A 25,081-nucleotide genomic window follows, 5' to 3' on the forward strand; every position below is an offset into this window, starting at 1 on the left:
GTTTCCGCCCCCAGCCTCGTCCTATAAATGCGAACCTAACTCAACAACATGCACGGAAGATCATGATGTCCTCCACGAAGCACCTTTCACCACGGATGAAGCTGATGCTTCAGCGCACCTTGCGCCCGTCTTTGTTGGCCAGCAGCGTGGGTCTGTTCCTCGCCAGCCCGTACGCGGCGATGGTGCAGGCCCAGGACGTCGCGCTGGATATTCCAGCACAGTCACTCTCCAGCGCCCTGCAAGAGCTGGGTCGCCAAGGCAATCTGCAGATTCTTTACAGCCCGGACCTGGTCGGCAATCGCAAGAGCGCGGCGGTCAAAGGCAACTTCGCACCGGCGATCGCGCTGGACGTGTTGCTGCGCGGCACCGGCATCAGCTACCAGATTCGCGGCAACAGCGTGACGCTGCTCAAGGCCGACCAGAGCGCCATGGAATTGGGCGCCACCGCCATCGTTTCCAATGGCCTGGGCGAAACGACTGAGGGCACCGGTTCGTACACCACGGCGGCTACCAGCACGGCGACGAAGATGCCGCTGTCGATTCGCGAGACGCCGCAATCGGTCAGTGTGATCACCCAGCAACGCATGCGTGACCAGAACATGATCAGCCTGGAAAACGTTATTTCCGAGGCGCCGGGCGTGCTGTTTAAAAAGAAGAGCAACTCCTCGGACGACGAAGTGGGTATTTTTTCCCGCGGGCTGAAGATCGAGAATTTTCAGGTTGATGGCATCCCGACCGTGTTCCAACCGGAGATGAAAAGCCAGGACAACGACTTGGCCGTCTACGACCGTGTCGAGATCGTGCGCGGCTCCACCGGTTTGCTCAGCGGCACCGGCAATCCGTCGGCCACCATCAACATGGTTCGCAAGCGCCCAACCCGTGAATTCCAGGCATCTATTCAGGGCAGCGCCGGCTCGTGGGACAACTACCGCACGGAAGTAGACGTTTCCGGCCCGCTGACTGAAACCGGCAACGTGCGCGGCCGCATGGTAGCCGCGTACCAAACCGCCGACTCGTTCACCGACCGGCTAAGCACCGAGCGGCAAGTGGCCTACGGCATTCTCGAAGCGGACCTGACCGAGCGCGATACCGTCAGCTTCGGCATCGATTACCAGGTGAAAAACTGCAACGCCTGCGGCTACTTCGGTTTCCCGGCGTTCTTTAGCAACGGCAACCGGACCGACTTCGATCGGGACTATAACTCCGCTACTGACTGGAGCCATGCCGACCGCAAACGCACCTCGATTTTCACCACCTATGAGCACCGTTTCGATAACGATTGGTTGGCGAAAGTGGCCTATACCAACACGCGCGACGACAACGATGTGGAATACGGCTGGTTTAGTAGTGAAGGTTATCCCGATCAGGAAACGGGCGCCGGTACGAGCCTGTATTTCGCCAAGTGGCCGAGCAAGCCCGAACAAAACGCCATTGACGCCTATGCCACCGGGCCTTTTTCCTTCCTCGGGCGCGAGCATGAGTTGATGTTTGGCGTCAGCGCGAATAAATACCGGGCCAACGTCGATGCCAACCCGCTGTGGCGCTTTTATGACCCGACAATCACCTGGGACCCTACAATTCCCAACGTCTACAACTGGCACGGGAACATTGCTCGCCCACCTATCGAGCGCGAAGGCCGGGTTAAATATGAACAACGCAACACCGCCGCCTACGCCGCAGTGCGCTTGAAACCAACCGATGATTTGTCGGTGATCCTGGGTTCGCGCTTGAGCTACTTCAAACTCGATCAATCCACTCAATACGACTGGGATCCGGGTGTGGAATACGCACCCGATGACGGCAAGCGCAAGGAAACCGGCGAGGTCACTCCTTACGCCGGCGTGGTGTACGACCTCAACGACACCTATTCGGTGTACGCCAGCTACACGAAGATTTTCAAACCGCAGACCTCACAAACCATTGAGGGCAAGTTCGTCGATCCGGCTGAAGGCGACAGTTACGAAATCGGCAGTAAAGCCGAGTACTACGGCGGCAAGTTGAACCTGTCCGCTGCGCTGTTCGAAACCAAGCTATCCAACTACCCAGCTTCCACTGAGTTCGGCGATCAGTTGGGCAACAGCTACGTCAACCCGACCAACCTCAAGGTCAAAGGCGCTGAGGTGGAATTGGCGGGCGAAGTGCTCCCCGGATGGCAGGTGCAGGCCGGCTACAGCCACGTCACCAGCTATTACCCCGATGGTGTCGATGTGAACGTTGGGTTCCCGAAGAACACGGTGAAGATGTTTTCCACCTACAACTTCCAGGGCGAGCTGAACCGTCTGACATTAGGCGGTGGGGTACGTTGGGAAAGCGCGACGAGCTACGACAACATCGGCGTATTCGGCCCGGACAACCCCGTCACCGCCAAACAAGAAAGCTACGCCCTGGTCGACGTGCTCGCGCGCTACAAATTCGACGAGCACTTCACCGGCACGCTTAACGTCGATAACGTCTTCGACAAGGAGTATTACGCCAGTACCAGCGTGTACAGCGACTTGTACGGCGAGCCCCGCAGCGTTACCGCCACGCTGCGCTGGGAATATTGACCCCGCGTACCTGCCCAGCAAAAACCGCTTCGCTTGAAGCGGTTTTTTTTCGCCCAAAAAACCTGAACCCCGCTCCTGCCGTCCAGTCGGAACTAGTACTGGACGCCGCCCGACCGCAGCTGTCGCGCCGGCACCGCTCCGTCCACCCCCATTCAGCGAGGAGACAGCATGAAAGCCGTGGTGTTTCACGACGTCGGCGATATTCGCCTCGACGACGTTCCGGAGCCGACCCTTCAAGCGCCCACCGACGCCATCATCCGCATCACGGCCTCGGCCATTTGCGGCACCGACTTGCACTTTGTACGCGGCACGTTCAGCGGCATGGTCAAGGGCACCATTCTTGGCCACGAAGCGGTGGGTATCGTCGAGGAACTGGGCAGCGACGTGCGCAATTTGCAGATTGGCGACCGCGTCGTGGTGCCCTCCACCATCGCCTGCGGCAACTGTTCGTACTGCCGCGCCGGTTATTACGCCCAGTGCGACGTCGCCAACCCGAACGGCAAAACCGCCGGCACGGCATTTTTTGGCGGCCCGCAAGCGACAGGCCCGTTCCAGGGTTTGCAGGCTGAGAAGGCGCGCATTCCTCACGCCAACATCGGTCTGATCAAATTGCCGATGGAAGTCAGCGACGACCAGGCCATTCTGCTTTCCGATATTTTTCCCACCGGCTACTTCGGTGCCGAGATGGCCGAAATCACCCCCGGCGACACCTTCGCGGTGTTTGGTTGCGGCCCGGTCGGCCAGTTCGCTATTGCCAGCGCGAAACTGCTGGGCGCCGCTCGGGTGTTTGCCATCGATCACCTCGACGACCGTCTGCGCATGGCCCGTGAGCAAGGTGCCGAAACCATTAATTTCGACAAGGAAGACCCGGTCGCCACCCTGCTTCGCCTTACCGGTGATATTGGCGTGGACCGCGCCATCGACGCCGTCGGCGTTGACGCCGAGCATTCGCGCTGCCACCACGGCTCGCCGCTGCAAGAAGGCGCGTTCCGCGAAGAAATGGCCGCGGTAAGCCCCACCACCCACCCCGACGGCGACAACTGGCACCCCGGCGACGCGCCCAGCCAAGTGTTGCAATGGGCGGTGGCGGCGCTGGCCAAAGCCGGCACGTTATCGATTGTTGGCGTCTACCCGCCGCAAATGAACAGCTTCCCGATTGGCGCGGCCATGAACAAAAACCTCACGATCAACATGGGCAACTGCCATCACCGCAAGTACATCCCCAAGTTGATCGAACTGGTGGTCAGCAAGCGCATCGACCCGGCGGCGATCCTCACTCAGATCAAGCCCATGAACGATGCCATCGAGGCGTTCAAGCAGTTTGATCGCCGCGCCAGCGGCTGGATCAAGGTGGAGTTGCACCCGCAAAAGCAGCACAGCGTCAGCAGCGGCGATGAGGAAACCATCAGCCACACCGCCGTGTCCCACGCGCTGCACAACCCGGACTGAACAATGGCCGCCATTCGAATCGGGATATCCGGCTGGCGTTACGGGCCATGGCGCGGCGAATTCTACCCAGAGGGGCTGGTGCAGAAGAAGGAGCTCAAATTTGCTTCGCGGGCAGTGAACAGCATTGAGGTCAACGGCTCGTTTTATGCCCTGCAAACGCCTGAGCGCTATCGCGGCTGGGCAGCGGATACGCCGGACGATTTCGTCTTCAGCATCAAGGCGCCGCGCCTGATCACTCACATCAAGCGCCTGCGCGACATCGAACAGCCCATGGCGAACTTCTTCGCCTCCGGTCTCGGTCAGCTGGACACACGCCTGGGGCCCCTGCTCTGGCAGTTTCCGCCGACGTTCAAGTACGACGCGGTGCTGATTGAAGAATTTTTTCAGCAATTACCGACCACGCGGCGCGCCGCGAAAAAAATCGCCAGCGGGTGCGACGAGCGCCGTCAGGTTGAGGGGTATCAAGACTGGCCTGGCAAGCTTCCGATGCGACATGCCATGGAAATTCGTCACGACAGCTTTGTGAACGACGACTACATCGCCCTGCTGCGCAAACACAACGTCGCCCTCGTGGTGGCCGATGCCGCGAAGAAATGGCCGTACGCCGAAGACATCACCAGCGACTTCGTTTACATGCGCCTGCATGGCGACAAAAAGCTCTACGCCAGCGGCTATTCAGCGCCCGCGCTAAAACGCTGGCACGACCGCATCGAAGCCTGGAGTCACGGCAAACAACCCGCTGACGCGCACCTGATCAGCCCCGACAGCAAAACCAAGCGCGGCGCGCGCGACGTGTATTGCTACTTCGACAACGACATCAAAGTGCGCGCGCCGTTTGATGCGCGCCAGTTGCTGGAGTCGTTCGGCCTCGCCGCCGCGCTGGCGACAAAACCCGGTGAATTACCACAAGGAATCGAGTTATGACCACCGTCACCTCCGTGCCTCTGCCCGTGAATCAGCTGCGGCCCGCCGTGCACAGCGTGCGCATTCTCACCGTGAACATGCACAAGGGTTTCACCTTCTTCAACCGCCGCTTCATCTTGCCCGAGCTACGCGACGCGGTGCGCACCATGGATTCCGATCTGGTGTTCTTGCAGGAAGTGCACGGCACCCACCAAACCCATGCCAAGCGCTACAGCAACTGGCCGCCGACGCCGCAGTACGAATTTCTTGCCGACGCCATGTGGCCGCAATTTGCCTATGGCCGCAACGCGGTTTACCCGGACGGCGACCACGGCAATGCGCTGCTGTCGAAATTCCCGATTCTGCGGCACGACAACCTCGACGTGTCCGTAGGTGTGCATGAACAACGTGGCCTGTTGCACAGCGTGCTGGATGTGCCAGGACACCGCGAAGTGCACGCCATTTGCGTGCACCTGGGCCTGCGCGAAGGCCACCGTCAGAAGCAGCTGGAACTACTCTGCACGCTGCTCGATGCGCTGCCAAAAGACGCGCCGGTGATTGTTGCCGGCGACTTTAACGACTGGCGCTTGCGCGCCGATTCCGTGCTGGCCAACGCCGGCATGCAGGAAGTGTTTATGCAGCACTACGGCGCCCCTGCGCGCAGTTTTCCGGCGCGCTGGCCGCTGTTGTGCCTGGACCGAATTTATATCCGCAACGCCCAAAGCCATGAGCCGCAGGTGTTGTCGACAAGGCCGTGGTCGCATTTGTCCGACCATGCGCCATTAGCCGTGGAGGTTCGCCTATGAAGTACGAGTGGCGTGAAGGAAATGAAGTACAGCTGCTAATTAATGGCGAGGAATTCTACCCACGCGTGTTTGCCAGCATTCAGGCCGCGCGCAAGGAAGTGCTGCTGGAAACCTTCATCATCTATGAAGACAAGGTCGGCGAAGAGCTTCGCGACGTGTTGATCGCAGCGGCCAAACGGGGCGTGCACGTGGAGGTGACCGTGGATGGCTATGGCACCGCCGACATCGGCAAGCCCTACGTGGCGGCGCTCACCGAAGCCGGGGTGAAGTTGAACATGTTCGACCCGCGCCCGCGTGTGCTCGGCATGCGCACCAACCTGTTCCGCCGCCTGCACCGCAAAATCGTCGTGGTCGATGCTGAAACCGCGTTTATCGGCGGCATCAACTTCTGCGCCGACCACCTTGCCGACTTCGGCCCCATGGCCAAGCAAGACTACGCCGTGCAAGTGCGCGGTCCGATTGTTACTGACGTTCACCGCGCCGCGCTGGAACTGCTCGCCTGGCGCCGTGGCGAGCGCCCTGGGCAACAACCGCCCTCGCCCGCCAATCATTTTCGCGGCACGGTGCGCATGCAGCTGAGCCTGCGCGACAACGAGCAATACCAGGACGACATCGAACAGGCGTACATGAGCGCCATTCGCTCCGCCAACTACCGGCTGGTGATCGCCAACGCCTACTTTTTTCCAGGCTATCGACTGCTGCGTGAACTGCGCAACGCAGCGCGGCGTGGGGTGAAAGTGACGCTGATCATGCAAGGCATGCCCGACATGCCCGTGGTGCGTCTGTGCACCCGTCTGCTCTACAACTACCTGCTGCGTGATGGCGTGGTGATTCATGAATATTGCCAGCGGCCTTTGCACGGCAAGGTCGCGTTGGTGGACCACGAATGGGCAACAGTCGGCTCGAGCAACCTCGACCCGCTGAGCCTATCGCTCAATCTGGAAGCCAACTTGATCATTCGCGACCACCGCTTCAACCAGCAATTGCACGACCACCTCACCGAGCTGGCGAATGCCAGTTGCAAACGCATCAGCCTCGAACGGGTTATGCGCGGCTACTGGTGGCGCGCGCCCATCATCTTTTTAACGTTCCACTTCTTGCGGCATTTCCCGGCGATTGCCGGCTGGCTGCCCGCGCATTCGCCGCGCCTGAAACCCCTGGTGGTCAAGGACGCCGTCGCGCTGCAACAACAACCGGAAAGCGACATGAACCTAAAGGCGGAGGAAAGCCGATGAGCGCCAATACCGCCACTGCCGAGCAGGAAAAGCCGCAACCCGCCTGGAAAATCTGGGCCAAACGGCTGCTCAATGTTTTCTTCTTTTGCCTGGTGCCTGTGTTGCTCTACCTGCTGGTGAAAAACCTCAACTGGCAGGAAGTGAAAACGGCGCTGCACGCCTTCAGCGCGAAAACGCTGTTACTGGCTCTGCTTGCCAGCGCCGTGAGTTACGCGGTGTACAGCTGCTTCGACCTGATCGGCAGCCACTACACGGAACATAAGCTGCCGGCCCGGCAGACCATTCCGGTGACGTTCGTGTGTTACGCGTTCAACCTGAACCTCAGCTCCTGGGTCGGCGGCATCGCCATGCGCTACCGGCTGTACTCGCGGCTGGGGCTGGACGTGCCGACCATCACCAAGGTCATCAGCATCAGCCTGCTAACCAACTGGCTTGGCTACATTTTGCTTGCAGGTGGGGTCTTTTCGCTGCGACTGGTGGACCTGCCCGAACATTGGAAAATCGGCGAATCCACCCTGCAACTGATCGGCTTCGCCTTGCTTGCAGCATCGGCGGTGTACTTGTTCGCCTGCAAATTCAGCAAACGCCGCAACTGGCATTTCGGCAAACAGGAAATCACCCTGCCCAGCCTGCGCATGGCCGGCGCCCAAGTGGTGCTCGGCACGCTGAACTGGGGCTTGATGGCGGCGATGATCTTCATCCTGCTGCCCGACAAAGTCTCGTACTGGGACATCCTCGGCATTCTGCTCATCAGCAGCATCGCCGGCGTGATTACCCACATCCCCGCTGGGCTGGGCGTACTGGAAGCCGTCTTCATCGCCCTGCTGCAACACCAGGTCGACAAAGGCTCGATTGTGGCGGCGTTGATTGGCTACCGGGTCATCTACTTCCTGATCCCGCTGGCCGTGGCCGTGGTGGTTTATCTGGTACTGGAAAAGCGCGCCAAGCACATTCGTACTTCGCAAGACGACTAACCCAAAAGCATCGCGGCTAAAGCCGCTCCCACAGACAAACGAAGATCCTGTAGGAGCGGCTTTAGCCGCGATGCTCTGGACGTAGATGTGTCGTTTCGAAAGTTCCGACAGGCACAAAAACCATCGCGGCTAAAGCCGCTCCCACAGAGTAAGCAGTTACCCGTAGGAGCGGCTTTAGCCGCGAGATTTTTACTGGCGCCCGCCGCGCATTTACGGCTTCAACACCAACGTCCCCAACGGCGGCAAGCTGAGGCTCAGCGATTGCGGCTGGCCATGCGCTTGCGCGTCGTCTGTATGCACGGCGCCTCGCGAGCCTGCGTTCGAGCCTGAGAATTGCTCGTCATCGCTGTTCAGCAGCACCTGCCATTCCCCCGCCTGCGGCACGCCGATGCGGTAGTGTTCGCGCGGTACGGGGGTGAAGTTGTGCACCACCAGTAACGGCGCGCCGTCGTCGCCGTGGCGCAGCCAGGCGTACACGCTGTTGGCGGCGTCATCGCCGATCAGCCATTGAAAGCCTTCGGCGCGGCCGTCGCGTTGGTGCATGGCCGGGTGTTGGCGGTACAGCTGGTTAAGGGTTTTCACCAGATTTTGCGTGCCTTGGTGTTCGCCGTAACGGAGCAAATACCAGTCCAGCTCATGGTCGTGGCTCCACTCGCGCCACTGGCCAAATTCGCAGCCCATGAACAGCAATTTCTTGCCGGGATGGGTCCACATAAAGCTCAGGTACAGGCGCAGGTTGGCAAATTTCTGCCAGCGGTCGCCGGGCATTTTGTCGAGCAGCGAGCGCTTGCCGTGCACCACTTCGTCGTGGGAAATCGGCAGGATAAATTGCTCGGTAAACGCGTACAGCAACCCGAACGTCAGTTGGTCGTGGTGGTGCTGACGGTTGATCGGGTCTTCGGCGATGTACTTGAGGCTGTCGTGCATCCAGCCCATGTTCCATTTGTAGGCGAAGCCCAGGCCGCCACCTTGGGTGTCATGGCTTACGCCTGGCCAGGCGGTGGATTCTTCGGCAATCACCAGCGCGCCGGGCACTTCGGTATGCACCACGTCGTTAAGGTGACGAAGGAAGTCGATAGCTTCCAGGTTTTCGCGGCCGCCGTGGCGGTTAGGAATCCACTCACCCTGTTTGCGTGAATAGTCGCGATACAACATCGACGCCACTGCATCCACGCGCAAACCGTCGATGTGGTACAGCCGCAACCAGTGCAGCGCCGAAGCCAGCATGTAGCCATGCACTTCGTTGCGGCCGAGGTTGTAGATAAAGGTGTCCCAATCCTGGTGGAAGCCCTCGAACGGATGCGCGTATTCATACAGCGCGGTACCGTCGAAGCGTGCCAGGCCGTGGCTGTCAGTCGGGAAATGCGCAGGCACCCAGTCGAGAATTACGCCGATGCCGGCGCAATGGCAGGCGTCGACGAACGCGGCAAATTGCGCCGGCGTGCCGTAACGCGCGCTGGGGGCAAATTGCGACAGGAGTTGGTAGCCCCACGAGCCACCAAACGGGTGCTCCATAATTGGCAGCAGTTCGACATGGGTGAAGCCCATCTCGTGCATGTACGGAATCAGCTGGTCGGCCAGCTCCGGCCACTGCAACACGCGGCCGTCGTCGTGACGCCACGAGCCCACGTGCATCTCGTAGATCGACAGCGGTTGGTTATGCGCCTGATGCTGCGGGCGGTTTTCGATCCACTGCCGGTCGTTCCAAACAAACTCCAGCGGCTGCGCCACCACCGAACCGGTGGCGGGAGGATGCTCGGTTGCCAAGGCGATTGGGTCGGCCTTGAGCGGCAGCACGCCGTGGCTGCCGAGAATTTCGTACTTGTACACCTCGCCCGGACCAAGGCGTGGAATGAAGATTTCCCATACGCCCGACGGATGCCGAGCGCGCATCACATGGCGGCGGCCGTCCCAGCCGTTGAAGTGACCGACCACCGAAACACGCCGCGCATTGGGCGCCCACACGGCAAACCGCACGCCGGGAATGCCGTCCACCTCGGCCAATTGCGCGCCAAAGGCTTTGCCAAGATCGCGGTGATTGCCTTCATTGAACAGGTAAATGTCCATGTCGCCGAGCTGCGGGCCGAACGAATACGGGTCTTCTATCTCTTGCTCGCCCGCGCCCCAACGGATGCGTAAGCGGTAGCGGCACAGCTCGGCCGGGCGGATGGTGAACATGCCCGGCACTTCACCCAGGGTCATGGCGCCGAGGTTTTCGCCGTTGTTGGCGTCGATTAAATCGACCCCCAAGGCGCCTGGCAGGTAAGCGCGAATGATCGGGCCCTGCTCGTCGCGATGCGGGCCGAGAAACGCAAACGGATCAGCGTGCTCAGCGCGTACCAGCGCCTGCACTTGCTCGTCAGGCAGGCTGCTGCCACGCGGGGCCAGCACATTGGAATCAATCATCGTGCAGCACTCCCCAACAGGTTTTGCCCCAGTTCCACCAAGCCCTGCACCGGCACGTTCAGCCAGTCGGGACGGTAGCGGGCTTCATACAGAATTTCGTAGGCGGCTTTCTCCAAGCTGAACAGCGTCATTGCCGCCACTTCGCCGTCGCGCTCATGCCAGGCGTGCGGCAGGTCGGCGGCCGCCAGGCGATACGCTTCCTGGAACGCGGTACGCGCTTGGGTGCGATAGTTTTCCGCGACGTTGAGGCGCACCTGTTCAGCCTCGGGCGAAGCATCGGTGCTTTGCGTGTTGCGGATGGCCATGGCGGCGGCGTAGTCGAACGAGCGGATCATGCCAGCTACGTCTTTCATCGGGCTGTGGCGCATGCGGCGCTCTTCCAGGCTGCGGGTCGGCTCGCCTTCGAAGTCGATCAGGTAAGCGTCGCCCTGCACCACCAACACCTGACCCAAGTGCAAGTCGCCGTGAACGCGAATACGCAACCCGCCGAGGCATTGCTTGGCCAGTTTGCCCACCGCTGCCAGCAGCGGTTTGCGGTTGGCCGCCAGCCATTTCACCGCGTCAGCGTTGGCGCTGCTGCTCGCGGCGACCACATCCAGCGCTTCTTCCAATTGCGCGCCGATGCTGCGCGACCACTCTTTCACATCGTCCTCGGTGCTGGTCACGCCACCGAAGTCCGGGTTGTCGGTGGGTTGCGCGAGCACGCTGTGCATCTCGCCCAAACGACGACCGAGCATGCGCGAAAACGCCGCCAATTCGACGCTCGCCGGGGCCACGCCTTCGTCTGCATCGTTGACGGCCGGAGCCGCAAGCTGGTCGCGAATGGCCCGTTCCAAGGTGTTCTGCGTCCACAGCCAGGCATCGCCTTGGTTGCTCAGGAATTGCTGCAACACCATCAAAGTGTGCGGCACGCCTTCGTTATCCACCCGACGCACTTCTCCGAGCAGCTGCGGAATATTGGCGAAGCCCTGGGCAGTGAGGTAACCACCCATTTCGGTTTCCGGGTGAATGCCCGGCATCACGCGGCGCACCAGCTTGAGCACCATGCTTTCGCCGATAAGCGCCGAGCTGTTTGACTGCTCGGCAGACACCAGATTGATCTCTTCATCCGGGTTGTCGGCCAGCGCCAACAGCTGCGGCGTTGGCAGAAATTGCAGCTCGCAGCCGCCGGAGGTGAGCGTCTGGCTTTCGCGCAGATAACGCACCACCTGCTGGCTGAATTCGCCAAGGGTGAAGGCGTCGGTCAACAGCCCCACCTCGCGGCCACGGCGCAACCGCGCCAGTGCCAATTGCTGCGGCACGGTACTGCCGGCGGTGTTTTCCGCCACGTAGCTGAGCGGCAGTTGATAGTGCTCAACATGCTCACCGCTGCGCACTTGCACTTCGCTGAGTACGCTGCGCGCGCCAAACGGCACGGCGTACAGCAATTTGTATTCGGCGTTGGCGGCATCGTCCAGCGCTGAGAACCAGCGACGTTTGGGCAGGTACGCCGGCAACGACTCGCGGCTCAGGGTTGTGCTGCAGCGCGCCTGCATCAGTTCATTGAGGTCACGTTTGATAACCAACGTTGGAAGTTCGGGCATACGGTCCACCGGCGGCACGTGCCACGCGGGCATCTGTGCTTCTTCAGCAAGCAAGAACCAATAAAAGCCATAGGGCGGCAGGGTCAGCAGGTAGTTCAGCTGACCGATTGGCGGGAACGACGTACCGCCGACCATCTCCACCGGCACCATGCCGTTGTAGGCCGACAGCTCCAGCTCGGCAGCCTGCGCAGCGCGCGACACGTTGGCCACGCACAGAATAATTTCGCGCTTGCCGTCGACGCCTGTGTACTCACGCAGGTACGCCAGAATGCGGCGGTTGGCCGGTGCGAGCATTTTCAGGGTGCCGCGCCCGAAGGCTTTCTGTTGTTTACGAATGGCGAGCATGCGCCGCGTCCAGTTCAGCAACGAATGGGTGTCGCGCTGCTGGGTTTCGACGTTGATGCTCTGGAACCCGTAGAGCGGGTCCATGATCGGCGGCAACACCAGGCTGGCTGGGTCGGCGCGGGAAAAGCCGCCGTTGCGGTCGATAGACCACTGCATCGGCGTGCGCACGCCGTCGCGGTCGCCGAGGAAAATATTGTCGCCCATGCCAATTTCGTCGCCGTAATACAGCGTCGGCGTGCCCGGCATCGACAGCAGCATGCTGTTGAGCAACTCGATCCGCCGACGATCACGCTCCACCAGCGGCGCCAGACGGCGGCGAATACCCAAATTGATCCGCGCGCGCCGGTCGGCGGCGTAGTAATTCCACAGGTAATCGCGCTCGTCGTCGGTGACCATCTCCAGCGTCAATTCATCGTGGTTACGCAGGAAAATCGCCCACTGGCAGTTGTCCGGAATCTCCGGGGTCTGGCGCAGAATGTCGGTGATCGGAAAGCGGTCTTCCTGGGCGATGGCCATGTACATACGTGGCATCAGCGGGAAGTGGAACGCCATATGGCACTCGTCACCAGGGCCACCGTTTTCACCGCCGAAATACAGTTGCGTGTCTTCCGGCCACTGATTGGCCTCGGCCAGCAACATGCGATCCGGGTAGGTGGCGTCCAACTCCGCGCGAATCTTCTTCAGTACGTCGTGGGTTTCGGCGAGGTTTTCGTTGTTGGTGCCTTCGCGCTCAATCAGGTACGGAATGGCGTCGAGGCGAAGACCGTCCACACCCAAATCGAGCCAGAAACGCATCACGCTCAGCACTTCTTTGAGCACCTGTGGATTGTCGAAATTCAGGTCCGGCTGGTGGGAATAAAACCGGTGCCAGAAGTACTGGCCGGCGACCGGGTCCCAGGTCCAGTTGGACTTCTCGGTGTCGAGAAAGATGATCCGCGTTTCCGGGAATTTCTGGTCGCTGTCCGACCACACGTAAAAATCCCGCGCCTTGGAACCGGGCTTGGCCCGCCGCGCCTTCTGAAACCACGGGTGTTGGTCCGAGGTGTGGTTGATCACCAACTCGGTGATTACCCGAATGCCGCGCCGGTGCGCCTCGGCGATAAAACGCTTGGCGTCGGCCATGGTCCCGTAGTCGGGATGGACATCGCGGTATTCGGAAATATCGTAACCATCATCGCGCCGTGGCGAGGGGTAAAACGGCAGCAGCCAGATGGTGTTCACGCCCAGATCGGCAATGTAATCGAGCTTGGCAATCAAGCCCGGGAAGTCGCCGATGCCGTCGTTGTTCGAGTCGAAGTACGACTTCACATGCACCTGATAAATCACCGCGTCCTTGTACCAGAGCGGGTCATTGATAAAGGCGGCAGGCCGGCGTTTTTTACTGCGTCTGTCGACTGGCGCTTTGCTGCCAGTTGGAGTTTTTTCGTTATTCGCTGCGTCGCTCATTGCGTATTCCCTTAGCCGGTTACGCGCACACGCCAGATACCGAATGGCTGGTGCCACGGCTCAATGCGCATCCATTGGGTTTTGCCATACCAAGTCCAGGTGTGGCCGGTCATCAAATCTTCGCCATGCAAATTGGCGTCGTCGGGCAGCCCGAACTCCCAGAGCGGCAGTTCGAAGTGGGCTTCCTGAGCGTTGTGCGGGTCGAGGCTGACGGCCACCAGCACGAAATTGCTGAGGTCGGCCGTGCGTTTGCCAAACAACAAAATGTTGTCGTTGTAGCAGGTGTAAATCTGCAGCCCCAGGTGGGTTTGCAGGGCCGGGTTTTGCCGGCGAATGCGATTGAGCTGGGCGATCTCGCTGACAATGTTGCCCGGCTGCTGATAGTTACGCGGGCGGATCTGGTACTTCTCCGAATCCAGGTATTCCTCTTTGCCCGGCACCGGCGCCGACTCGCAAATTTCAAAGCCCGAGTACATGCCCCATAGCCCGGAACCCATGGTCGCCAACGCGGCGCGAATGAGAAAACCAGCGCGGCCGTTGTTGTGCAAAAAGGCCGGGTTGATGTCTGGCGTATTCACAAAGAAATTCGGCCGGTAGCAATCGCGCCACGGCGCTTCGTTCAACTGCGTGAAGTACTCGGCCAGTTCGGCCTTGGTGTTGCGCCAGGTGAAATAGGTGTAGCTCTGGCTGAAGCCCACCTTGCCCAGACGCGCCATCATCGCTGGGCGCGTAAAAGCCTCGGCGAGAAACATCACTTCCGGGTGAGTGGTACGGATATCGGCGATCAACCACTCCCAAAACGGCAGCGGTTTGGTGTGCGGGTTGTCCACGCGAAACAGCGTGACGCCCTGCTCCACCCAACCCTTCACCACATCGCGCAGCGCCAACCACAAATCCGGCATGGCGTCTTTGGAATAGAAGTCGACGTTAACGATGTCTTCGTATTTCTTCGGCGGGTTTTCAGCGTGACGAATGCTGCCGTCTGGCCGCCAACTAAACCAACCCGGATGCTCTTGCAGCCACGGGTGATCGGGCGAGCACTGAATCGCGAAATCCAGGGCAATCTCCAGCCCGTGTTCTTTGGCGGCCTGAACCAGCGCGCGGAAATCTTCAAAACTGCCGAGCTGCGGGTGAATAGCATCGTGGCCGCCATCTTTACTGCCAATGGCATACGGGCTGCCAGGATCATTGGCGCGGGCTTGCAAAGAATTATTGCGACCCTTGCGGTGCGCCTTGCCGATGGGATGAATCGGCGGGAAATACAGCACATCAAAACCCATATCGCGCACATACGGCAGGCGCTCAATCACATCGCGAAAGGTGCCGTGGCGGTCTTCATCATCGGTTACCGAGCGGGGAAACAGCTCATACCAACTGGCGAACTCCGCCAGCTTGCGCTCGACATCCAACGGATATGCCGGGCTGTTCACACGGTGCGGATGGGCTTCGGTGTGGCGCATGGCCTCGGTGGTTTCGGCGGACAGAAAAAACGTCACGCGCTCATCCACCGACTGGGTGTCTTGCAACGCGCGCAAGCGCTCGGCCATCAGCTCGGCATGTTCGGGGCCAGCGTTTTCAGCGGCGCGGCGCAGCAGCAATTCGCCCTCTTGCAACTCGAGGGTAATGGGCACGCCGGCGGAAAACTTCTTCAACAATTCATAGGCGAACGTGCCGTAAACATCCCACCAGGCTTGCACGGCGAATTGATAGCGCCCGGGTTGGCTGGGGGTGAACTCGCCCTGCCAGAGGTCGTTGCCCAAAGACTGCAACGGCACGCGGTGCCATTTTTCTTCCAGCTCGGCGCGCCAGAGGATGGACGCGTCAATCTTGTCGTGGCCATCGGTGAAAATCACCGCGCTCACCGTCACGGCAGAGCCGGCGATGCCCTTGGCGGCAAAGCGGCCGGCCTCGACCACGGGCGTCACCGCCTCAATGGCAATGCGCGGCAGCTGCAAAGCGTCATCCAATTGCAAGGTGGCAGCCTGACGTTCAGCAACCTGATTGAGGGGGGCCAACGGGCTGGCGTGCGACATCGAATCGGGCTCCTTCTTAGCAAACAGCCGCCACCCGTGGTGGAGAATGGGAGGCGGCTGGTTGGAGTTCGTCATCCCTGGCGAAACAGGGGGCGTACAGTTCCGAGCCCCGTGTTTGAGCAAAAGTTCAGGGATTTGATGGATTGATTGGCCAGGCAATGGTGTTTGCAGGGATCGCGGCTAAAGCCGCTCCTACAGAACCCACGAGGGCCGTGGGATGGGCTGGGGGGCATTGCGTTTTATGCGGGAAATTGGGTAGCGCGTGATCTGGCTCGTGATCCCGCCGGTGATCTGGCTCGTGATCTTTCGCTCTTGATTTTGATCTACCTCGCGAGGTTTATCGCAGGCCGAGTGGAGTCGACGTGGAGGGGGTTGAGCGGCCGGGAGCCGCGAGAGGCGCATCGGGCCAGGGAAGGCCCGTTGCGCCGTGCCCCCGGAGCGGCTACGGAAGGAGGGAAGTCGGAGCGCAGCGTAGACCCAAGGTAGGAGCTAGACCTTTTGGTTACTTTTGGGTGGTCCGGCAATCCGGCAATGACAAAAGTGACTCGCGCGTAAGGCGCGAAATAAAATGCCGCGCAAACGTGGTAACGAAGAATTCCTCTGGTTTAAAAGCAAGGTCGAATCTTGAAGTCGAACGCAGGTATTCATTACCGCGTGCGCTGAACGTTTTTGTTTCGCGCCTTACGCGCGAGTCACTTTTGTCATTGCCACAAAAGTAACCAAAAAGTCTAGCTCCGGTACGACTCACCCACATAGGTAACAAATCAGTTCAACCACATGGGTAACAGTTTTTAACCTAATGGGGTCTCCCTCAGGAGGGTGCCCTCATGCCGTGGCGAGAACTGAAACCTATGGACGAGAAAGTGTTGTTCATTGCTGATTACCTCAGGCAGGTCAGCAGCTTCACTGCGTTGTGCGAGCACTTCGGCATCAGTCGAAAGACCGGCTACAAGTGGGTGGAACGCTACAACTTAGCCGGCATGGAGGGGTTGGCTGAGCAAAGTCGGCGGCGTCGCGAACAGGTGTGCACGCCATTTGTTATCCGCGAGTACATCCTTGATCTAAGGCGCCGATCTGCGGTTGAACTGGGGCCGAAGAAGATCCAGGCACTCGTGGAGCAGCGATATCCTGGGCAAAGTCCTTCCCGGACCACGATCTACAGCATCCTCAAACAGGCGGGATTGGTCACGCCCCGCCGGCTTCGTAAGCGGGTACCTAGCTATCCAAAGCCGCTTAAATCGACCAACGAACCTAATGAACTCTGGAGCGCCGACTACAAAGGTCAGTTCCTGACTCAGGACGGGAAGTGGTGTTATCCGTTGACGGTGATGGATCACGCCAGTCGTTTTCTGCTGGCTTGCGAAGGCATGTCCGGCACACGGCTAAAGGAGACCAAGTCGGCTTTCGAAGATTTGTTTCGCTGCTACGGATTACCTTCGCGCCTGCGAACAGACAACGGCACCCCCTTCGCTAGCGCTGGCAAAACAGGTCTAAGCCAACTCTCCATTTGGTGGCTACGGCTGGGCATCATTCCTGAACGAATAGCACCTGGCCGCCCCGAACAGAATGGGCGCCACGAACGTATGCATCGGACGCTGAAACGGGCCGTCACTCACCCCTGTTCTGCGCATATGGCGGAGCAGCAAAGGCAGTTCGACCTGTTTCGTCATAATTACAATGAGCAGCGGCCGCACGAAGCGCTAAACCAGAGCACGCCCAAAACCCATTACCAGAATTCGCCACGGCCATACCCGGAACGCTTGCCGGAGCCGACATATCCTGGCTATGTCGAACCGCACCGGGCCGACTGCAGCGGGATCATCAATCACCACGGTATGCGCATTTATGTGGGGTATCTTTTAAGGCACGAACTAATTGGGCTGGAGCAAATTGGCGATGATCTTTGGGCCGTTCATTTCGGCCCGGTTGTGATAGGTAGGCTGGACGAAAGGGAGCAGAAGGATGGGTATCTATCCTTGAAAGTGTCACCCATGTGATTGAACACTTTTGTTACCCATGTGGTTGTCTCGTACAGCCCCTACCTTGGCCCTACGCTGCACTACGGGTCCCCTCATTCCATCGCCGCTCCGGGGGCACGGACTAGGCGTCCCCGCGATAAGGGCCATCCATGGCCCGACACGCCTTTCGCGGCTCCCGGCCGCTCAACCCCCTACACGTCGACTCCACTCGGCCTGCGATGAATGGGGCGGGTAGATCACAAGCCAGATCACAATCAAGAGCCTGTAAGCAACATCAAAAGCATCGCGGCTAAAGCCGCTCCCACAGGTTGGTGCGCTGCTGTAGGAGCGGCTTTAGCCGCGATTCCTGCAAAAGGCGTTGGCACAGGCGAACGCAATTAGCGCGCATGCGGACGGGCGAGAGGGACTGGGCTCAAGGTTGCCCCACCCGCTGCACCGCCGCCAAAACCCGCAATAAATTCCCGCCATAAATATTGGCCAAGTCCCCTTCCCCATACCCGGCCTGCAACAGCCGTTCGGTAATGCGCCCCAACTGGCTCACATCTTCCATCCCCACCACGCCACCGCCGCCATCCCAGTCGGCACCAATGGCTACATGTTCAGGCCCAACCACGGCCAGCACATGCAGCAGATGGTTAGTGAAGTGGTCAAAGCTGACTCGCTGTTGCGGATACGCGGCATCAGCTTGGCGGATGCGTTCGGCCAGGTCGGCGACGCGTTCGGGACTCAGCGCGGCGGCGTTGCGAAATTCGCGGTAGAGCGGGCTCAGGGCTTTGTCGCGCATGGGGTTGGGGCGGCGGGTGATGAGGTCGTTGGGGAAGCTGTTGATGCCTACCACGCCACCGGCGGCGGCCAGTCGGCGCAGGCGGTTGTCGTCGAGGTTTCGGGGGCTGGCGGCGATCACGCGGCTGCCGGAGTGCGAGGCAATGATCGGCGCGCGGCTCAGGGCCAGCACGTGGTCGAAGGTGGCGTCCGAGGCGTGGGAAACATCGAGCACGATGCCCAGGCGATTGGCTTCGGCCACCAGCGCTTTGCCGTCGGCGCTCAAGCCGTGCCAGTGCGGCAAGGCGGTGGCGGAGTCGGCGAAGCTGTTGTTGGCGGCATGTACCAGGCCGAGCATGCGCAAGCCCAGGCGGTGGTAGGTGACCAGGCGCGCAGGGTCGGCGGCCAGCGGTTCGGCGTTTTCCATGCTGATAAACACCACGCGTTTGCCCTGCGCGGCAATGCGTGTGGCGTCGGCGGCGGTCAGGGCCAGTTCGAAGTCGTTCGGGTGGCTGGCGATCATGTCGCGAATGCGCGTGAGCACGGCCAACCCATGTTCGCTGGCCAGCGTGCGACCCTCGTCGGTGAGCGGGCCCTGCGGGGTGAAGATGGCCCAGAAGCCACCGTCCAGGCCGCCGTCGCGCATGCGCGGCAGGTCGACTTGCGAGAGGTCGTCCGCGTAGCGGTGACGCTGGCTGATGTCCCAGCCAGGCCGCGCCAATTGCATGGGCGTGTCGAGGTGGCTGTCGAGTATCAGCAAGCGCTGGTGTAGCGGTTCCTCAGGCGACGCCGGGGCACTTGCCGCCAGCGCCAGCAGCAACACCACGGTGGGTCGTCTCATGGCTCAACCCCAACGAAAGCTGCGGTCCCACAGCGTTGACACGTCCAGGGCCTTGGGCAGCACGCCGGCTTGGTAGAACACATCGGCCACTTCCTGTTGCGAGCGCACGGCGGCATCGTCGACCGGCTGCAATACACGCGGGCCGCTCTGGGCTTTGAACTGGGCGAGAAACACCTCTTTGGGAATGCCGAGAATCTTCTCGCTCTTGGCCGCCCACGCATCGGGGTTGTGTTGAATCCATTGCCAGGTGCGGTATTCACGCAGGATGTAGTCGGTGATGGCGGCGTGTTTTTTCGGGTCGGCGATGGTGTTGGCGTTGGCGGCAATCACGTAGTTGCCCGACAAATAGCCCTGCCCCGTGCGCAACACCCGCGCACCGCTGCGCAGTTCGGCCAGTTGAATGAAGTAGCCGTATGTCACCCACGCATCGAGGTTGCCGTTTTGAAAGGCGGCGAAACCGTCTTGCGGGGTCAGCGCCATGGGCGTGATGTCGGCGAAGCTCAGGCCTTGTTCTTCGAGGGCTTTGAGCAGCAAGAAATGCGAGGTGGTGGAGCGGATGTAGCCGATGCGTTTGCCGCGCAAGTCGCTGAGGGTTTGGATGTTCGAACCCTTGGGCACGATGATCGCCTGGTTGTTAACGTCGCCCGTCAGCACCGCAATCAACTTCACCGGCGCATGGTTTTTGATGCCGAAAATCGGCGGAATTTCGCTCATTGGCGCGATGTCGAGGGTGCCGCTGACCAACGCTTCGAAGGCCAGATTGCCGCCGGTAAATTCGGCGTATTTAACCGGGTACGGCGGCGTCTCAATGCCCGCTTCGGCGAAGAAGGTCGGCGCCGCGCCTTTGTAGGTGGCCACGTGCAAGCTGGCGCCTTCCCAGGGCGCGGCGCTGTGGGCCAGGCGCCACGGCAAGGCGGCGGCCAGCCCGGCGACGGCCGAGCGCTGGATAAATTCACGACGGTTCATAACGGTGGTCCTTCACTCGAGGAAATCGGGTTCTTCGCGCACCAGTCGATCCCAGTGCGATTGCAGGGCAAACCAGCTGCCGAATTCGGTGCCCACTTGGCCAGCGGTGTGGCGCGCGACGGCGGCGGGAATCGGTTTCGGCGTGCCGGCGGCTTCGGCCAGCAGTTGGCTGTGGGCGGCGTTTTCCAGGGCGATAAAGCGCCACACCGCCGCCTCCACGGTTTCACCAACGGTGAGCAAGCCGTGGTTTTGCAGAATCAGCGCGACGTTGTCCGCGCCCAGCGTGGCGGCGATGCGCGCGCCTTCGCTTTCTTCCAGCACCACGCCGCTGAAGTTGTCGAACAGCGCGTGCTTTTCATAAAAGGCGCAGGCGTCCTGGGTCAGTGGGTCGAGCAAGCGGCCCAGGCTGGACCAGGCTTTGCCGTACAACGAATGGGCGTGCGCGGCGGCCACCACGTCGGGGCGCGCTTTGTGCAGGGCGGCATGAATGGCGAACGCGGCCAGATTCAGCGAGCCCTCGCCTTCGATAATGTCGCCTTCCGGGTTCACCAGCAGCAGGTCGCTGACGCGGATATGGCCGAAGTAAACGCCCACCGGGTTTACCCAGAAATGCTCGGGGAATTCCGGGTCGCGCACGGTGATATGCCCGGCACCGCCCATGTCGAAGCCGTGCCGCGCAAACAGCCGAAAACCCGCCGCCAACCGCTCGCGGCGCACGCGCCGTTCCGCCGCATAGGTGGCCTGTTGCGGCGGGTGCTGCCAGCGGAAAACGGTGTGGCCGTCACGCTGCAAACCATAGGCAGACGGCTTCGGCAACCCGGGCGGTTGGGCACTCATGCGGGAACTCCTTCAGGCGACGGGTGGGCGACGAGCACGGCGTTTTCCAAGGCCTCGCCGGCGCGCCACCGTTGAATGTTGTGCGCCAGCAGCGCGGCGATATTGAGATAGACCTGTGGCGAATGGGCCGAGGTGTGCGGCGATAACCGCACCCGCGCGTGGCGGTACAGCCAGTGACCGTCGGGCAGCGGCTCGGGGTCGGTGACATCGAGGCTGGCCAGGCCAATCTGCCCGGTATCCAGCGCCTCGCGCAGGGCGTCCTGATCGATCAAGCTGCCGCGCGCCACATTGATCAAGTGCAGGCCCGGTTTGGCCGAAGCCAGTACGGCGCGGTTGACCACACGGTAGGTGTGCGCCGAGGCGGGCGCGGCGAGCAACAGGTGATCGGCGCGGGCGAACAGGTCGTGAATGTCCCGCGCGGGCTGAATTCCCGGCAGGTCGAAGGGTTTGGCCGAGCCACGCAAGGCGACCACGTTCATGCCCAGCGCCAGGGCTTTGTGCGCCGTGCTGCGGGCGATGCTGCCAAAGCCGAATAGCCCCAACGTGCTGCCGCTGACCGACGCCAACGGGCGTTGCTGCCACTGGCTGTCGTCGTTGATCCACAGCGCCGGCAACTGCTTGGCGGCGCCGAACACACTGGCCAGGACGAACTCGGCGATGGCCTCAGCAGTGGCGCCCCGCGCACTGGCAACCGGCACGCGATCAAGCAACCAGAGCGGGAAAAAGTCGATGCCCGAGCTCACCAGTTGAATGAACTGCAACCCATAGGGCCAGCCGACCGGCTCTTCGGCGCTGAGCAATTTTGGCTGCGGCGCGGCGAGCATTACCTGCACGTCGGCCGGCAAGCCGGCAAATACTCCGCGCGGCCAATCCAGCACCTCGGCATCCGGCAGCACGAGCCGCAAGTGCGCGTTAAACGCCACGTCCAATTGGCTGGCAATTCGTAACGCGCTCATGCCAGCGCCTCGGCGGCCTGGGCGAAAGCAGCGCGGCCGGCGGCGCCAAGAATGGCGTCGTCTTGCGGGGTGTGAATGCGGCTGCACAGCACGTCGCGGAAGTGGCGTTCCAAGGGATTGCCGCGCGCCAACGCCGGATTGCCGATGGCCTCGATGCCCAATTCCACGGCTTTGATCGCCTGGTGGGTGACCAGGTATTTGATCTGCGTGGCTTCGCTGGCCGGCACGCGCCCTTCAGCGGCGGCATCGAGCAGCACGCGGTTGGACAACAGCAACGCATCGATACGGCCGACCACTTCCTGAAAGCGCGGCAACGTCGCCAGCGGCGCGCCGAGGTTGGCGGGCGTGCGTTCGCGTAGCCAGCCCACCAGCCAGTCGCGGGCCGCCTGCGCCACGCCGTCGTAGATGCTCGACAGCAACACCGCCAGCCACAGCACGCCCGAAGGGTCGAGTTCCGAGGGGCGCGGCACGTCGGCCGGCTGCACGTCGACGGCGTGGTCGAAGGGCACGAGCACGTTGTCAAAAATCACGTCGTGGCTGCCGGTGGCGCGCATGCCGAGGTGGTCCCAGGTTTCTTCGACGCGAATGCCCGGCGTATCGCGGTGCACCAGCCAGGTGCCCACGCGCGGCACGCTGTCATCGCTGCGCGCCCACACAGACAGCCAGGTCAAACCGGGAATGCCGGTGGAATAAATTTTCCGCCCGTTTAGCCGCCAGCCTTCGGGCACCCGCGTGGCCAGCGTGGCGGGCAAGCCTCCGCGCGCCGGGGTGCCGAGTTCGGGTTCTACGCGCAGGGCGTTGATGAGCGCGCCCTCTTCCACTGCTTCGCGCGCCACGCGCAGGCGCAGGTATTCGGGCCAGGCCAGGTTTTTTTGCAGGCGCGTGTGTTGCAGGTATTGCATCACCAGCACCAAGGCGGTGGACGGTTCGCCCTTGGCCACGGCGCTGATTACACGCCGGGCCTGGGCCAGCGTGGCGCCGCTGCCGCCCAGCTCGCGTGGCACGGTCAGGGCGAGCAACTGGTGCTGGTGCAAGCGCTGCAAATTGGCGTGCGGAAATTCGCTGTGGCGGTCGTAGTGGCCGGCGCTGGCGGCGAACTCGATGGTCAGGGTGTCGAGCAGCTGGGCGAAGGCCGGGCTGTCCAAGTCGGGCCGAGTGTCCACGGCGATGGCGGGCTGGGCAGTCAGGGTCATCGGTGCGTTCCGGTCAGGTAGAAAGAATGGCTGGGCGCAGCCGCGGGCGCGGACTCGACACCGAGCAAGGTGAGCAGATGGCGGCGAATGTCCTGCAACGAGCGTGTGGCAATTTCCCGTGGGCGCGGCTGGGTGATCGCCAGGTCATCGACGATGCGGCCCTGGTCCAGCACCAACACGCGGTCGGCCAGCAGCACGGCTTCGTCGACGTCGTGGGTCACCAGCAGCACCGCCGGTTCGTGTTTGCGCCACAGTTCCAGCACCAACTGCTGCATGCGCAAACGGGTGAGCGCATCGAGGGCAGCGAAGGGTTCGTCAAGCAGCAGCAGTTTCGGCTCGCGCACCAAGGCCCGGGCCAGCGCCACCCGCTGCGCCTCGCCGCCCGACAAGGTGCCGGGCCAGGCTTGCAAACGATGCTGCAAGCCCACTTCCGCCATGGCCGCCAGCGCCCGTTCACGCGGCTCTGGCCCGCGCAAGCCGAGGCTGACATTGCGCCAGGCACGCTTCCACGGCATCAGGCGCGGCTCCTGAAACACCGCCGCGCGGGCCTCGGGCACTTGCAGTTGGCCGCTGTCTATCTGGTCCAAGCCGGCTAACGCGCGCAGCAAAGTGGTTTTGCCCGAGCCGCTGCGCCCCAGCAGGGCCACGAACTGGCCGGCGCCGATCTCCAGATCCAAGCCATCAAGAATGCGCTGCGGGCCAAATTGGCGAACCGCCTGGCGCACCGACACCGCAGAAAACGAGCTACCGCGAGGCATGTTTAACTCCCAATAAACGTCGGCCGCCAGGCCAGGGTGAACCGTTCGAGCCCGCGCACCAGGGCGTCAATGCCCAGGCCGAGCACGCTGTACACCAGCAGGCAAATAACGATGACGTCGGTGCGCATAAAGTCGCGGGCATCGTTCACCAGGTAGCCGATGCCGGCCGTGGCGTTGATCTGCTCGACCACCACCAACCCCAGCCAACTGATGCCGAACGCATAGCGCAAACCGACAAAAAACGAAGGCAACGCGCCCGGCAAAATCACATGCCACACGCGCTCGCGACGGTTGAGGCCGAACAGCGTGGCCGCTTCGATCAGCTTCGGATCAAGGCCACGGATGCCAGCAAACAAGGTGAGGTAAATGGGAAAGGTGGTGCCCAGGGCGATGAGCGCGATCTTTGGCGTTTCGCCCACCCCGAACCACAAGATAAACAGCGGCACGATGGCCAGAAACGGCAGGGTGCGCAGCATTTGCATCGGCGAGTCGATGGCCAACTCGCCACCGCGTGACAGCCCCGCCACCAGCGCCAACGTAGTGCCCACGCTAACGCCAATCGCCAGGCCGCTAAGCGCACGCCCCAACGACACCCACAAATGCCCAGCCAACTCACCGCTCGCCAGCAACTGCCACAAGGTGCCGCCGATAGCGCTGGGCGCGGCGATAACGCGCGTCGGTAATACGCCGGTTTGCGAGGCCACTTCCCAGAGCAACAACAACAGCAACGGACTGACCAACCGCGCCGCCACGTTGCGCACCATCGGCCAGCGAGCAAGTGAACGTACTGACATGCCATCTCCCTGAAATCAGCAAATGAAGGCGTTTCGGCCTTCAGGTGGGGCCATGCTAACTACATAAGAAATGAGCGGGAAATTCGATTTGGTTCTAACCTAATATGTAATGGGCGCATTACCTTTGTTTTTGTATATGCGTGGTTAGCATACTTATTGAGGTTGAATATGCCGGATCGGCGGTGTAGCTATCGCGGCTGAAGCCGCTCCTACAGAGGCACCGACCACCTGTAGGAGCGGCTGGGCGGCATTCCGATTAGCCGCGATGC

Annotated in this window: 17 protein-coding genes; 7 read left to right on the plus strand and 10 right to left on the minus strand. The window is 61.4% G+C overall.

Features of this window, described 5'->3' with window-relative positions:
- Positions 1-104 precede the first annotated feature (104 nt).
- The 6 genes from ACZZZU_RS03320 (at position 105) to ACZZZU_RS03345 (ending at position 7,913) form a co-directional block, all read left to right on the plus strand.
- Positions 105-2,546, plus strand: coding sequence for a TonB-dependent siderophore receptor (locus ACZZZU_RS03320; protein WP_463382790.1), 2,442 nt, complete (start codon positions 105-107; stop codon positions 2,544-2,546).
- Between the two features lie 168 nt (positions 2,547-2,714).
- Positions 2,715-3,995, plus strand: a complete 1,281-nt coding sequence (locus tag ACZZZU_RS03325; RefSeq protein ID WP_463549739.1) for a zinc-dependent alcohol dehydrogenase — start codon at positions 2,715-2,717, stop codon at positions 3,993-3,995.
- A gap of 3 nt (positions 3,996-3,998) precedes the next feature.
- Positions 3,999-4,919, plus strand: coding sequence for a DUF72 domain-containing protein (locus tag ACZZZU_RS03330; protein WP_463549740.1), 921 nt, complete (start codon positions 3,999-4,001; stop codon positions 4,917-4,919).
- A complete protein-coding gene (locus ACZZZU_RS03335; protein WP_463549741.1) occupies positions 4,916-5,704 on the plus strand; it encodes an endonuclease/exonuclease/phosphatase family protein in 789 nt (262 codons plus the stop codon). The genes ACZZZU_RS03330 and ACZZZU_RS03335 overlap by 4 nt, the downstream gene beginning before the upstream one ends.
- Positions 5,701-6,939 carry a cardiolipin synthase ClsB gene (gene clsB / locus ACZZZU_RS03340; protein WP_122495910.1) on the plus strand — a complete coding sequence of 413 codons (1,239 nt, stop codon included), beginning with the start codon at positions 5,701-5,703 and terminating at the stop codon, positions 6,937-6,939. The genes ACZZZU_RS03335 and clsB overlap by 4 nt, the downstream gene beginning before the upstream one ends.
- A complete protein-coding gene (locus ACZZZU_RS03345) occupies positions 6,936-7,913 on the plus strand; it encodes a lysylphosphatidylglycerol synthase domain-containing protein (RefSeq protein ID WP_122495908.1) in 978 nt (325 codons plus the stop codon). The genes clsB and ACZZZU_RS03345 overlap by 4 nt, the downstream gene beginning before the upstream one ends.
- Positions 7,914-8,123: 210 nt before the next feature.
- On the opposite strand, the gene glgB is transcribed toward ACZZZU_RS03345, so the two are convergent.
- From glgB to ACZZZU_RS03360, 3 genes are read right to left on the minus strand one after another with little or no spacing between them, the layout of a single operon-like run.
- Positions 8,124-10,319 (minus strand): 1,4-alpha-glucan branching protein GlgB, encoded by a 2,196-nt coding sequence (glgB, locus tag ACZZZU_RS03350; protein WP_463549742.1) that lies wholly within the window; start codon positions 10,317-10,319, stop codon positions 8,124-8,126.
- Positions 10,316-13,693 (minus strand): maltose alpha-D-glucosyltransferase, encoded by a 3,378-nt coding sequence (gene treS, locus ACZZZU_RS03355; RefSeq protein ID WP_463549743.1) that lies wholly within the window; start codon positions 13,691-13,693, stop codon positions 10,316-10,318. Before treS ends, glgB begins: the two co-directional genes overlap by 4 nt.
- A gap of 11 nt (positions 13,694-13,704) precedes the next feature.
- Positions 13,705-15,726, minus strand: coding sequence for an alpha-1,4-glucan--maltose-1-phosphate maltosyltransferase (locus tag ACZZZU_RS03360; protein WP_463549744.1), 2,022 nt, complete (start codon positions 15,724-15,726; stop codon positions 13,705-13,707).
- A gap of 827 nt (positions 15,727-16,553) precedes the next feature.
- Here ACZZZU_RS03360 and ACZZZU_RS03365 point away from each other — a divergent pair.
- On the plus strand, positions 16,554-17,723 hold the full coding sequence (locus tag ACZZZU_RS03365; RefSeq protein WP_463549745.1) for an integrase core domain-containing protein: 1,170 nt from the start codon (positions 16,554-16,556) through the stop codon (positions 17,721-17,723).
- A 394-nt stretch (positions 17,724-18,117) separates the two neighbouring features.
- On the opposite strand, the gene ACZZZU_RS03370 is transcribed toward ACZZZU_RS03365, so the two are convergent.
- The 7 genes from ACZZZU_RS03370 to ACZZZU_RS03400 are packed head-to-tail and all read right to left on the minus strand — an operon-like array spanning position 18,118 to position 24,812.
- The gene (locus tag ACZZZU_RS03370; protein WP_463549746.1) at positions 18,118-19,308 is read right to left on the minus strand and encodes a dipeptidase; all 1,191 of its coding nucleotides are present in this window, start codon (positions 19,306-19,308) and stop codon (positions 18,118-18,120) included.
- Between the two features lie 3 nt (positions 19,309-19,311).
- Positions 19,312-20,274, minus strand: coding sequence for an ABC transporter substrate-binding protein (locus tag ACZZZU_RS03375; protein ID WP_463549747.1), 963 nt, complete (start codon positions 20,272-20,274; stop codon positions 19,312-19,314).
- Between the two features lie 12 nt (positions 20,275-20,286).
- Positions 20,287-21,111: a class II aldolase/adducin family protein gene (locus tag ACZZZU_RS03380; protein ID WP_463549748.1), complete on the minus strand. Its 825-nt coding sequence runs from the start codon at positions 21,109-21,111 to the stop codon at positions 20,287-20,289.
- Positions 21,108-22,067, minus strand: coding sequence for a D-isomer specific 2-hydroxyacid dehydrogenase family protein (locus tag ACZZZU_RS03385; RefSeq protein WP_463549749.1), 960 nt, complete (start codon positions 22,065-22,067; stop codon positions 21,108-21,110). Before ACZZZU_RS03385 ends, ACZZZU_RS03380 begins: the two co-directional genes overlap by 4 nt.
- Entirely contained in the window at positions 22,064-23,260 is a 1,197-nt protein-coding gene (locus ACZZZU_RS03390; RefSeq protein WP_463549750.1) for an acyl-CoA dehydrogenase family protein, read from the minus strand. Before ACZZZU_RS03390 ends, ACZZZU_RS03385 begins: the two co-directional genes overlap by 4 nt.
- Positions 23,257-24,018: an ABC transporter ATP-binding protein gene (locus ACZZZU_RS03395; protein WP_463549751.1), complete on the minus strand. Its 762-nt coding sequence runs from the start codon at positions 24,016-24,018 to the stop codon at positions 23,257-23,259. The genes ACZZZU_RS03390 and ACZZZU_RS03395 overlap by 4 nt, the downstream gene beginning before the upstream one ends.
- A gap of 2 nt (positions 24,019-24,020) precedes the next feature.
- Positions 24,021-24,812 (minus strand): ABC transporter permease, encoded by a 792-nt coding sequence (locus ACZZZU_RS03400; protein WP_463549752.1) that lies wholly within the window; start codon positions 24,810-24,812, stop codon positions 24,021-24,023.
- Positions 24,813-25,081: the final 269 nt, after the last annotated feature.

The organism is Pseudomonas sp. AC136 (assembly GCF_979258585.1).

Coding starts and splice junctions, on each gene's coding strand:
- ACZZZU_RS03320 (WP_463382790.1), top strand. CDS start 105: ATGCTTCAGCGCACCTTGCGCCCGTCTTTGTTGGCCAGCAGCGTGGGT.
- ACZZZU_RS03325 (WP_463549739.1), top strand. CDS start 2,715: ATGAAAGCCGTGGTGTTTCACGACGTCGGCGATATTCGCCTCGACGAC.
- ACZZZU_RS03330 (WP_463549740.1), top strand. CDS start 3,999: ATGGCCGCCATTCGAATCGGGATATCCGGCTGGCGTTACGGGCCATGG.
- ACZZZU_RS03335 (WP_463549741.1), top strand. CDS start 4,916: ATGACCACCGTCACCTCCGTGCCTCTGCCCGTGAATCAGCTGCGGCCC.
- clsB (WP_122495910.1), top strand. CDS start 5,701: ATGAAGTACGAGTGGCGTGAAGGAAATGAAGTACAGCTGCTAATTAAT.
- ACZZZU_RS03345 (WP_122495908.1), top strand. CDS start 6,936: ATGAGCGCCAATACCGCCACTGCCGAGCAGGAAAAGCCGCAACCCGCC.
- glgB (WP_463549742.1), bottom strand. CDS start 10,319: ATGATTGATTCCAATGTGCTGGCCCCGCGTGGCAGCAGCCTGCCTGAC.
- treS (WP_463549743.1), bottom strand. CDS start 13,693: ATGAGCGACGCAGCGAATAACGAAAAAACTCCAACTGGCAGCAAAGCG.
- ACZZZU_RS03360 (WP_463549744.1), bottom strand. CDS start 15,726: ATGTCGCACGCCAGCCCGTTGGCCCCCCTCAATCAGGTTGCTGAACGT.
- ACZZZU_RS03365 (WP_463549745.1), top strand. CDS start 16,554: ATGCCGTGGCGAGAACTGAAACCTATGGACGAGAAAGTGTTGTTCATT.
- ACZZZU_RS03370 (WP_463549746.1), bottom strand. CDS start 19,308: ATGAGACGACCCACCGTGGTGTTGCTGCTGGCGCTGGCGGCAAGTGCC.
- ACZZZU_RS03375 (WP_463549747.1), bottom strand. CDS start 20,274: ATGAACCGTCGTGAATTTATCCAGCGCTCGGCCGTCGCCGGGCTGGCC.
- ACZZZU_RS03380 (WP_463549748.1), bottom strand. CDS start 21,111: ATGAGTGCCCAACCGCCCGGGTTGCCGAAGCCGTCTGCCTATGGTTTG.
- ACZZZU_RS03385 (WP_463549749.1), bottom strand. CDS start 22,067: ATGAGCGCGTTACGAATTGCCAGCCAATTGGACGTGGCGTTTAACGCG.
- ACZZZU_RS03390 (WP_463549750.1), bottom strand. CDS start 23,260: ATGACCCTGACTGCCCAGCCCGCCATCGCCGTGGACACTCGGCCCGAC.
- ACZZZU_RS03395 (WP_463549751.1), bottom strand. CDS start 24,018: ATGCCTCGCGGTAGCTCGTTTTCTGCGGTGTCGGTGCGCCAGGCGGTT.
- ACZZZU_RS03400 (WP_463549752.1), bottom strand. CDS start 24,812: ATGTCAGTACGTTCACTTGCTCGCTGGCCGATGGTGCGCAACGTGGCG.